At 55.9% G+C, this 11,203-nt stretch carries 8 protein-coding genes; 4 read left to right on the forward strand and 4 right to left on the reverse strand.

The window, feature by feature from the left end; genetic code table 11:
- Positions 1–155: 155 nt before the first annotated feature.
- On the reverse strand, positions 156–2,069 hold the full coding sequence (locus ABD971_RS35670; protein WP_339945417.1) for a DNA gyrase/topoisomerase IV subunit B: 1,914 nt from the start codon (positions 2,067–2,069) through the stop codon (positions 156–158).
- A gap of 2 nt (positions 2,070–2,071) precedes the next feature.
- Positions 2,072–4,537, reverse strand: coding sequence for a DNA gyrase/topoisomerase IV subunit A (locus ABD971_RS35675; protein ID WP_339945415.1), 2,466 nt, complete (start codon positions 4,535–4,537; stop codon positions 2,072–2,074).
- A 437-nt stretch (positions 4,538–4,974) separates the two neighbouring features.
- Between ABD971_RS35675 and ABD971_RS35680 the strand changes: the two genes are divergently transcribed.
- Positions 4,975–5,496, forward strand: a complete 522-nt coding sequence (locus tag ABD971_RS35680) for a hypothetical protein (protein WP_339945413.1) — start codon at positions 4,975–4,977, stop codon at positions 5,494–5,496.
- Between the two features lie 123 nt (positions 5,497–5,619).
- Complete coding sequence (locus ABD971_RS35685) at positions 5,620–5,943, forward strand: hypothetical protein (protein WP_425571425.1); 324 nt, start codon at positions 5,620–5,622, stop codon at positions 5,941–5,943.
- Between the two features lie 83 nt (positions 5,944–6,026).
- Here ABD971_RS35685 and ABD971_RS35690 read toward each other — a convergent pair whose 3' ends face one another.
- Positions 6,027–6,389, reverse strand: coding sequence for a hypothetical protein (locus ABD971_RS35690; RefSeq protein ID WP_339945410.1), 363 nt, complete (start codon positions 6,387–6,389; stop codon positions 6,027–6,029).
- A gap of 392 nt (positions 6,390–6,781) precedes the next feature.
- On the opposite strand from ABD971_RS35690, the gene ABD971_RS35695 reads away from it, so the two are divergent.
- Positions 6,782–7,177, forward strand: a complete 396-nt coding sequence (locus ABD971_RS35695; protein WP_339945408.1) for a hypothetical protein — start codon at positions 6,782–6,784, stop codon at positions 7,175–7,177.
- A gap of 36 nt (positions 7,178–7,213) precedes the next feature.
- Here the strand turns inward: ABD971_RS35695 and ABD971_RS35700 are convergent, their stop codons facing one another.
- Positions 7,214–9,886, reverse strand: coding sequence for a protein kinase domain-containing protein (locus ABD971_RS35700; protein ID WP_345328494.1), 2,673 nt, complete (start codon positions 9,884–9,886; stop codon positions 7,214–7,216).
- 310 nt (positions 9,887–10,196) lie between these two features.
- Here ABD971_RS35700 and hemC point away from each other — a divergent pair, with 310 nt between their 5' ends.
- Positions 10,197–11,189 (forward strand): hydroxymethylbilane synthase, encoded by a 993-nt coding sequence (hemC, locus tag ABD971_RS35705; RefSeq protein ID WP_345328495.1) that lies wholly within the window; start codon positions 10,197–10,199, stop codon positions 11,187–11,189.
- The last annotated feature ends 14 nt before the right edge of the window (positions 11,190–11,203 follow it).

The following is an 11,203-nucleotide window of genomic DNA, read 5'->3' on the forward strand; positions in this document are numbered from 1 at the left end:
ATCGCCGCCGCCGCACCGCCAAGCTGCGGTGGATTCAAAACGACGATGCCGAGCAGGATTTGTTGACGGGAACCCGTCATTAATCGGCTGCTAAGAATCGGCTGCTAGCGGTACACCGCGAGCCCCCCCTCGCGGTAGTGCTAACCCGAAATTTGTTACACGTCGATTTCTTCGGCGTCTTCGGCGCGTTCCATGATAAATCGGAAACGAGCGGATGCATCGCGTCCCATCAAGTCGCTGATCACTCGATCGGTCTCAAGTTGATCGTCGACTTCGACTTTTAGTAGACGACGCGTCTTGGGGTTCAACGTTGTTTCCCAAAGGACTTTGGGCATCATTTCGCCGAGACCTTTAAATCGTGTGATCTCGGGTTTGGCTCGCTTGGCATGCTCGGCCAAAATCTGCTCGCGATGCTCTTCGTCGTTCGCCCAATAGGTTTCTTTGCCGATATCAATGCGATACAGCGGTGGAACGGCGATGAACAGATGACCGTCGGCGATCAACGCGGGCATATGCCGATAAAAGAAGGTCAATAACAGCGTCGTGATGTGATGTCCATCCGAGTCGGCATCAGCCAGCAGGATGATTTTTTGGTAACGCAGCGATGACAGGTTTAGGTTCGGACCGATACCACAGCCCAGCGAGGCAACCATGTCTTGGATTTCTTTGTTCTCGACGATCTTTTTCAGCGTTGCGCTCTCGGTGTTCAGCACCTTTCCCCGCAGCGGCAGAATCGCTTGATTGTTTCGATCACGGCCTTGTTTGGCGCTGCCGCCTGCAGAGTCACCTTCGACGATGAACAATTCCGAGTTGCCTTTTCCGCTCGCCAAGCAATCGCTCAGCTTACCAGGCAACATCGTCCGTTTGGCACCACCTTTACGCGAGACCGCATCCGACGCGGCTCGCGACGCCGCGCGTGCCCTCGCCGCAGCGATGATACGAGCGATGATCGAATCCGCGATCGAACGATTGTTGTTCATCCACTGTTCCAACGCCGGTCGGATCGCCGCTTCGGCCAACGGTTGGACTTCGGGGTTGTTTAAGCGGTCTTTGGTTTGCCCTTGGAATTGGGGTTCCGCGATAAAGATCGACACGATCGCGACCATCCCTTCACGGATGTCTTCATGCGAGATCTTCACGCCGCGTGGTGTCAAACTGTGTGTGTCGATGTAATTACGAACCGCTTTGTTCAGCCCGCTGCGGAATCCGTTCTCGTGTGTACCGCCGTTGCCGGTGGGAATCCCGTTGACGTAGCTGCGGACATGTTCGTCGGTCGATTCGGTCCACTGCAGCGTCAACTCCATACGAATGTCGTCGTCCTTTCGCAGCGTGAAGGGCGATTCGTGTATCGGACGCGCCGAGCGATCCTTCAGCACCTTGGCCAAGTAATCGACGATTCCCTGCTCGTGCAGGTACGTGACCTTGGTGCCCGCGACTTCGTCAATGTAGGTGACCTTGACGCCGCGATGCAGGAAGCTGGCGGTTTCCAATCGGGTGCGAATGGTTTCGCTATCGAAATCGACTTTGGGGAAAATCGTGGGGTCGGGGCTAAACGTGATCGTGGTTCCGGTGCCACGAACGGCCCCTTTCAACTTTTGCAGCCCCGTCTTGGCAACGCCTCGCTCAAACATCATCCGGTACTGGGCGCCGTCGCGGCGGACCACGGCCGTCAGTTCTTTGGACAACGCGTTGACGACCGACGCACCGACCCCGTGCAATCCGCCCGCCGTTTTGTAGTTCTCGCCGTCAAATTTGCCGCCTGCGTGCAGCACCGTCAGCACCATTTCGAGTGCTGGCTTTTTGGTTTTGGGGTGTTTGTCCACGGGGATACCGCGGCCGTTGTCGCTAACGGTCACACTCGAGCCGCCTTTGTGCAGCGTCACGGTGATCTCGGTCGCGTGACCGTTCATCGCTTCGTCGACCGAGTTGTCCACGACTTCCCAAATCAAATGGTGAAGTCCGGCCATTCCCACGCCGCCGATATACATGCCGGGACGTTTGCGAACAGGATCGAGACCTTCGAGGGCAACGATATCCTTCGCACTGTAAGTTTTGGTTGCAGTACTCATATTCAGTTTTCGTCGAACGTTTCAGGTGCAGCGGGTGGAGGAGTTACGATCTCGGCAATCTTGCCGTTCTTTTGAATCTCGGTGCCACGGCCGCCACGCGAGGTAACGCGGTATTTGGCCGTCGAGATCGTCTTCTTCGCTCCTCGATTGGTTTGAACCGTCATCAGATCCCGATCGCCTGTCGAGGGTTTGAAGCCGAGCAATCGGTCGTCGCTCGACAAGCGGATCAACGTGACTCCCTTGCCCGCACCGGACAAGTAATTGATTTCTTCGGCAGCACAGACCATCGCTCGACAGTTTTCTGAAACGGCGAGGATCACTTCGCTGCCGTGGATCGCCACGACGTCGATGATCGACGCTCCGGGGGCCACGCGAGCAAACCGGCGACCACTTCGCGTGGAGGGTTCGGCAAAACCGGCTAAGCCAAAGCGAAGTGCGAATCCGTTGGAACTCGCCGCGAAGGCGTGGGTGTGCGGACACAAGTCCGGCCTTTTCGGGTCCTCTTGAATGTCGCCGATCACGCGTGGGTCAAACGACATCGCCGCAATGATGTGTTCGCCATCCTTCAGTTTGAACAACTTTTGGATCGGTTCGCCAAATCCCGTCGACGCGGGAATGTCGATCATGCGGGTGGTGTAACAAACACCAAGCGACGAGAAAAATCCAATCGACGAAACGGTGTTACCTGAAACGCAGGTCAGCACTTCGTCGCCCTGACGCAGCCGACTCTTGCTCGGATCGGCAATCTGTTTTTGTCGCTTCACCCAACCGTCTTTGGTCACCATGACGTGGCAATCTTCGGCGACAATAAAGTCTTCGGCGGCGTACTCGATTTCTTCGGCGACGGTATTGATCTTGGATTGTCGTCTCGCAAACGGGTCTTTGTTGTAAGCGTCAATCAACGATTCAATCTCGGTGCGGACGATCGTCCAGCGTCCCGATTGGTAGTTGTCTTTCGAATCTTCGTCCAGCAGTTTCTTGATCTCGTTGGCTCGTTTTCGCTTGTCCTTTAACTCGTTCATGATCAAATCGATCTCGAGTCGGGCCAAACGATATAATTTCAGTTCCAAGATCGCGTCGGTTTGCTCTTCATCGAGCCCCCCTTTGGCTGCGGGAAACCGTTTCATGATTTTCATTGCCGCGTCGGCCTTGCCTTCGGATTTTCGGATGATCCGAATGATCTCGTCCAAAGCATCGAAGATCAGTGCATAGCCTTCGAGAATATGGATCCGCCGCAGTAACGCGTTCAGTTCGTTCTCGAGCCGCTTGGTCAAAACTTCCAATCGGAAATGCAAGAAGTGCCAAAGCATCTCCTTGAGTCCCAAGCGGTTAGGGGCGCCCACCTCCGGATTTTCGGTGGGAACCAGACACGTCATGTTGACGTTAAAGTTCTTTTGGAAATCGGTGTGCCGATACAAGTAGGCGAGGACTTTGTTTTCGTCGGCCCCTTTTTTCAACATCAAGTCGACGCGAATTTCGTCCGTTGACAAATCACGCGCTTCGATCACCAACGGCAACTTGCCCGAGTAGATGATCTCGTTGATCCGCTCGACCAGTGCTGACTTGTTAACCCCAAACGGAATCGAGGTGATCTGCAGTACCGGACTGCCTTTTGTTTTTGAGTTCAGCTCGGCGGTGCCACGCAGCTTGATCGTGCCTTGACCGGTGCTGTAGATCTCGCGGAGCTCTTCCTTGGTATTGGTAATCTCGCCGCCGGTGGGAAAGTCCGGGCCTTGGACCGCATCGTTGGCGACGAGTTGGTAGTCTTTGATCTCGGGATCGCGAAGCAGTTTCAACAGCGCCTGGCAAACCTCTTTAAGGTTGTGCGGCGGAATGTTGGTCGCCATCCCAACGGCGATTCCCGTGGCGCCGTTGACCAACAAATTGGGGACGCGGCTGGGCAATACGACCGGTTCTTCGCGGCTGCCGTCATAGTTGGGTTTAAAGGCGACCGTGCGAGTGGCCAGGTCGGCCAGCACCTCGTTGGCGATCGGAGTCATGCGGCACTCGGTGTACCGCATCGCCGCCGCGTTGTCGCCGTCGACGCTGCCGAAGTTTCCGCTGCCGTCGATCAGCGGCATACGAAGCGAGAACGCCTGCGCCATCCGCACCAAGGCTTCGTAGATCGAACTGTCACCGTGGGGGTGGTAATTACCCATCACGTCCCCGACGACCTTGGCACATTTACGGTGCTTCGCGGTCGCGTTGAGACCTTGTTGGTTCATCGTGTACAGAATTCGCCGCTGGACCGGCTTCAACCCGTCACGCACGTCCGGCAACGCCCGGCTGGTGATCACCGACAACGAATAGTTGAGGTACCGTGATTGCGCGGCTTGCCGCAGCGGGATCGACGTCAGCAATTGGTCATCGACCGCGTCAAACAGAGATCCGTTGCTTTCGCCGTTGTTTTTGGAAGTGCCTTTTCGGCTGGATTGCGAAGATGAGTTTCGTTTTTGCCGTTTGGCCACGCCTTGAAGTCCTTTTGGTCAGTCCTGCGGATTTTCGAATCGGAGTTGAATTTCTCTGTTTAACGGCAACCGCCAGCCGTCGGGAAGATCGATCCGGAAGTTCGATCGCTGCTTCTTCTTCGGCATTCTTGCCTCGTCAACCTGCGTAATTTGTACGCTTTACAGCTGATTCGCTCGATAGGGCAATCTCGGAAGATTCTGCACCGGTAAAGGGGTTATAGCGATCAAAGCCATCGCAGCGAAACCGCTGATCACGCGGAGCTGGGCGAGCAAGTGAGCAAAAAATCATGAAGGCAGGGGATTTAGCCCGAATTACAATGACGTAGGAATCTTTCTGGAAATGAGTTGCATTGCCAGACCCCCCATTGGCCCTCGTCGAGTTTGTCCTGGGCTACCGCACGTGAAAATTAGATTGGGTTCGTCGGAGGAACCGTAGGATGAAACGTCAAACCATGCTCGGAATCGCAGCCATGGCGTCACTTGCCATGGTCGCGGTCATGAACCAAACGGCTTCCGCCCAACACTTTGGTCGCGGTGAACGCATCGTCAGCTCCCATGTCGTCAGCGACGAAGTGGTCGGTGGAAACACTCAAGTCGGTGGAAACACTCAATACGCCGGCGATATCGTCAGCAGCGACGGCTACGTCGGTGGGGTGGGGATCCAGCGTCAGTACGGCACTCCTGACCTGTTTTACAACTATTATACCCAGGGCAATGCAAACCGGGCTAACGCTCAAATGTACCTGTCGCCTGTGCCGGTACCGCCGAATGTCGGGCATACCTTCTACACGTATCAGCCGTTTTACCCGCAAGAAATGCTTTACGCGCACAAGGATCGATTCCACAACTATTATGACAATGGACGAGGAATGAACCGCACGCGAGCCACCTATTGGTACCCGCCCGTCAAACAAGCGGCCAGCAATGTTTATTGGAACTATCTGCGGATTCCTCGCTAACGATTTTTGGGGGGCTGCCGAGAAAACACACAGCCCGACACTCGCACCTCCTATTTTTGGGAATGAATCATGATTCAACGACTTGTCCTTGCTGCTGGTTTAGTGGCGACCCTTTGTGGCGTAATGCAAAGCAATGCGACCGCAGGGGATCCCTACGCCGTGACACATATTTGGAATCAAAACTTTGCCATGGATCGCCCCTGGCACGGCCCCTACTACCATCAAAACTATGGCCAACCCTTGGCTCTAGTCGTGCCACCGACCGCCCACATGCGGCAAACGTTGTCGTGGGGCGTCAGCCAGAACTTGATGTATCCCGTGCATCACCAGTACGGACGTAATGCAAATTATCCCGGTGCCGCAGCCCCCGGCAGCTTCTATGCGACTCCCGGCTGGCCAAGTCACACCGATCAATTTGGTGTCTACTACGTCCGCGGACCTTGGTAGTCAGCAAGCAGAAATCAATGCATTAAAAAACGGCACGCCCTTTCAGGCGTGCCGTTTTTTCGTGGTCCTTTGGGGGCGAGGCACTAGTGGTGCCAGTGACCGGTTTGGTGCCAATCGTAATGCCCCGGTTGGACGTGATAGTGGTTGCCATGACGGATAATTTCCGTGGGATGGTAATCGTAGTGGCTGGTGTCGTGGTAATAACCGTGACCATAGCCGTGTCCGTAGCCACCATGGTACCCGCCATAATACGAGCGGTACGAGCTGCCGTAACGCGGCGTGTAATGTTGATAGTGCCCATGACCGTATCCATTTCCCCCTACAGAGATATGGAGGCCCCCAACCCGCAAGAATCCATTTCCGGCTTCCGCAGTTGAGGTGTCCGCAGCAAGGGCAAAACAGGCTGCGATTGCGGGAACCGCGATCCATTTTGTGATTGAAAACATCTTCTTCGAACTCCCCAAAATTGTTTCTCTCTTAAGTCAAACCCCGACTCAAGATCTCATTCCTCTTTAGATGCTACGATCGTGCCGTGAAACATGATCGTGAAACTTTTTTGGGCAAGAATTTTTAGGTGTGTCCTAAGTCTTGCTGTAGTAACACTTTATGCACTTTGTTTGCCGCCGGGAAATCACGGCGTGATCGTTGCGAGACCGTACGCCGTGCTGGAGGTGTGATCGTTTTGAGTGCAGTGGTGTTGTCGAATTGATGTCGCTTTGCTCAGTGGGGGCGATAAACGACGCCCCACTTTCTTACTAAGCGGCTGCTTGGGCGGCTTGTTACAATGACTCGCTGGCGTGTCTCGCGTCGTTTCCCTTGTTCCTTGGGAGATTCTCGGATGGCTATCGCAGCAAATCCATTGGCGTCACTTCATCACAGCCGGATTGTCTACCGCCGGTTTGCCGTGGTCGCACTCTACGTGATGGCGGCGTGCTCGGGGGCAATGCAAGCTGTCACACAGACCAATGGCCTGCTAGGCCTGTTGTGTGCTCTGGGGTTTGCCACCTCAGCGACCATGTGGTTTTGGATCGATTCGCATCTGCGGTCGCGGCCACGTCCCTGGAGTCTTCAATTTGTCTTTTTTCTGACGTGGCCGCTGGCGTCGTTGATCTACTTGCTGGCGTCGCGAGGCATGCGAGGACTCGGTTACTGGATACTGCACGCGATCAGTTTGTCGTTGACCGTCGCGTTTGCAACCGCTTTCGGAATGCTGGTGGCAATGCTTCTTCCGTAGCAAGGCTGCGACCGTAGCTTGGCTTGACGCAACAGGTCAATCGAACTTGTCGACCCAGCGAGTCCAGGTGGCGATCTCTTCTTCGCTCAGCATCGGTTTAGGCAGGGTGCCGAGCCGGGTGCTGCCCGGCGTTCCCGGGGTTTGCGCGCGAACGACCAACATTCCGTTGACGTTCACCTCGAATCCAATCATTCGATAGCGACTTTCTTGACCATGCGCGATCGGATCGATTTTGAAATCATAGCGTCCCAAGGAATGCCAATCGTCACGTTTGACCCCTGCGGTTTCGACAAGCGATAACGCCATCGTTTCTTGGGTGTCCCCCACGGTCAAGCGGCGATTCGTGCGAGCGGGCAGGGCGGTGCCACGCGGGACGATGGGCATAATGCGGCGTCGGCCTTGCGAGGCTTCCACGAGAATGCCGATCGTTTGGCTGGTGACCGATTGTGGCGGCATGGCGATGCTACCACGTCCCGGCAGCTCACTCGCCAAACAAGCCGCTGCACCTCGAGCGACATCGGTTCGGTCAACCACTTGCACCACGATCTGTTCGTTGAGTCCTCGCAGGATCTCGCTGCGAATCTCATTCAAACGCAAGAGCGCCCCCAGCGTGACGATTCGATCGATCCGTTTACGCGATAGCGATGCATAGTGGCACGCCGACTTGATCGCTTTACGAACGCCATCGACCAGATCCTCGCACGCCTGCAGCCATTCGGACCGAACCAGCGTGACGGTTTTCTCAACACCACCAAACTCGAGCGTTACCTTAGTGGTGGGCATCAACATCAATGAGTGCATTGCGGTTTCGCAAGCGATTTGCAGCCGTGGCGCTTGGGCCGATTTACGGGGGTCCACTCCATGATTTTTTTGGAAGGCGGCGGCTGCCATATCGACCAATCGCTGCATCCAAGGCAGCGTGCCGGTGTGCCAATGTCCCGCAGTCGAGATTTGTTTCATGCGGCTTGCGTCGCGATGAAATACGGCTGCGTCAGTGCCTTGTCCGGTCAAACCCAGAAACAAAATGTTCTGGTCCGTGGTGGTATCGAGCGAAGTCATCGCCACTTCGCTTCGTGCGGATTCCGCCACGGGCGGCAGCAACAACGACTGGGCCGCCGCGACGCTGCGGTCAATTAAACGAACCGTTTTTAACCCCGCCATTTGTGCCGCCTGCAGGATGCTTTGGCGATGGAGCTGATCATAGCTGGAGGGAACCGTGATCGCGACCGCGGCAGGCGTGCCCTCGAGATGCCAAGCGTTCCGCGCAAGTCGTTTTAGCAACAATGCGAGCAGGACTTCAGGAGGACATTTTTGACCCGCGATCGGCCGTTCGACAAATTGTTTGCCGATATACATGGGCAGACAATGCACCAGACTCTTGGAATGCGTCGCACGCCGCTTCATCGCCTCGTCACCAAAGAACAATTGGTTCGCATCGCTGCCGATCGACATGCGAAACAGCGGACGTTTTTCGCCTCCGGCATACAGCGTGTTGACCCCGCCCTGCGGCGAGGCTTCCGCGGCGGCAGCGTAAAACATCCCCATATCAAACGCCAACACGTTGGCGATATGGGCCGATGTCGATCCGCCCACAAACGTGGAACCTTCACCGATCGGTTGGCGGAGAGCAAATTCGGCTAACCATTGCGGTTCATTGGTTTTGTCTGCGTATTCGCCAAGGTCTTCGATCACTTCGTCAAGCGACGTGTAACGTGCATGCGGCTTCTTGGCCATCATTCGCCGAAACAGGTTGGCGAACTGCATGTCAACATCGCGACGCACCTGCATCAAATCAGGAATCTCGCCGTGGCGATGCCCGTAAACCTGTTCGAGATATTCACCGGTAAACGGGGGTTGGCCGGTCAGCAAGAAATACAACGTCGCGCCGAGCGAATAGATGTCGCTTCGTGAATCGGCGGTGTCCGCGTCCTCGAGTTGCTCGGGGGACATAAATGACAATGTCCCGACCAAACGCCCTTTCGCTGGACGTGCATTGACGATGTCTTTGCTGGCCGAGTCTGCTTTTTGCGCTGCGAGCACCGCTGGATGACGCGTGGTCAAGCCTGCGGTGCTAATGCGAGCGAGTCCCAGGTCGAGCACTTTGACCGTGCCGTCCTTGGATCGCATGATGTTGCCCGGTTTGACATCTCGGTGAATGATGCCGGCGCGGTGAGCATGTAATAGTCCCATCGACGCTTGGCGGATGATCGATGCCGCTTCGCCGACGGACATGGGACCCCGGGTGGCCACCCTATTGGTCAACGTCATCCCATCGACGTACTCCATTGCCAAGTAATGGATGCCATGATCCTCGCCCGCATCAAACGCCGCGACGATATTGGGATGCAGCACTCGCGAGGCAGCTCGGATCTCTTCATAGAAGCGATCCACCGCCTGTTGATCCTTCATTAATTGCCCTGGCAACATTTTCAGCGCGACGGTCCGCTGCATGCGAACATGTTCGGCTAAAAACACCTGCCCCATGCCGCCGCTGCCGAGTTTTTCCTTCAGTGCATAATCGCCAAGCTGCTCAGGCATCGGCTCCGATTGGTCCTCGGTTACCGTGGCCGCCTTGTGTCCCGAGCTATCAAAAAGAGCGGATCCAGAAAGGTCGAGTTCCGAAAAGTCACCGCTCGACTCGCCACCACCATCACAGGTTGGCGGCTCGTCTACGTGGGGAATCAGGTCGGAGGAGGACGGTTCAGGCACGACAAGGTATCTTTGGAGCGAAAGAGTTGCTGGAAAGATCGCGGGGTACCAGCTGCCCTGCACTGGGTGGAAAGTTTATGCTGGGGGGGGAAGCCATATGGCTCATCTATTGAAACGCTAATTCTAGGCGAAGGAACTCATTTTTATAGACCGACGTGCCTGTATGGATGACCAGAACCGCAGGATTCGGTAGGATTCGTGAGGATTCTGCGGCGTTTCCTCACGAGTTGTGTTGTCACTCCGCCGAGCCAAGGTATTTACCTCGCTTTCCTATTTTTTTCCTGCACTTCGCATAACGGAAGTTGATCTCTTGTCTGACCCACAATCGGCTGGCCCTCATTCCACTCCCGCAGGTTCTGACGCTGCTGCGGCGGACCGACTGTTGCGGATCGCGACGCGTGAGAGCCCGTTGGCGATGTGGCAAGCCGAGCATGTCGCTAGTTTACTTCATTCCGCGGGTTTCGCCACGAAATTGGTGCCAATGGTCAGCGGTGGGGATACCGACATGCGTCCAATCGAATCGGGCCGGCAGGTCGGCGTGTTCACCAAGCGAATTCAACAAGCGATTTTGGATGACGAGGCCGATATCGCTGTCCATTCATTAAAAGACCTGCCGACCGAAGTCGATCCGAACCTCGTGCTTGCCGCAGTGCCGCAGCGCGAGGTGGTTCAAGATTGTTTGGTGTCCCATTCCAAGTGGACCATTGCGACGTTGCCCAAGGGAGCCAAGATCGGCACCGGCAGCCGTCGGCGTGCGGCACAGCTGCGGCATCATCGACCCGATCTGGATGTCCAACCGATTCGTGGCAACGTCCAAACACGGCTCGAAAAACTGCGTGTGGGCGAATACGACGCGATCATGTTGGCATCGGCTGGTTTGACTCGTTTGCAAATGGACGAGGTGTCGCGTGTCGAATTGCCGCTCGATCAGATGTTGCCCGCGCCCGGCCAAGGAGCGCTCGCGATCGAAGTGCACCGCGATGCCGAAGCGGTCCAGAGAATCGTGGGAACATTGAATCACGTTCACGCCCGGGCCACGGTGACGGTCGAGCGAACTTTGTTAGCGTCGCTCAACGGTGGCTGTCTGGCACCGATTGCCGCCTACGCCCAAATCAACGATGGCGTGCTTTCTCTCGACGCGGTGGTGTTGTCGACCGATGGAACGCAGCGGTTGGACGAAAGCCGATCGATTGCATTTGATCCCATGCAATGGGAATCGTGTGCAAAAACGCTCGCGGACCAGGCAAGCGAAAGCTTGGCGAGTCGTGGGGCGCGTGAATTGATTCACGACACGCGGATGTGATCCTCCCACAGCGG

The sequence above is a fragment of the Novipirellula rosea genome, from assembly GCF_039541335.1.
Lineage (GTDB): Bacteria > Planctomycetota > Planctomycetia > Pirellulales > Pirellulaceae > Novipirellula > Novipirellula rosea.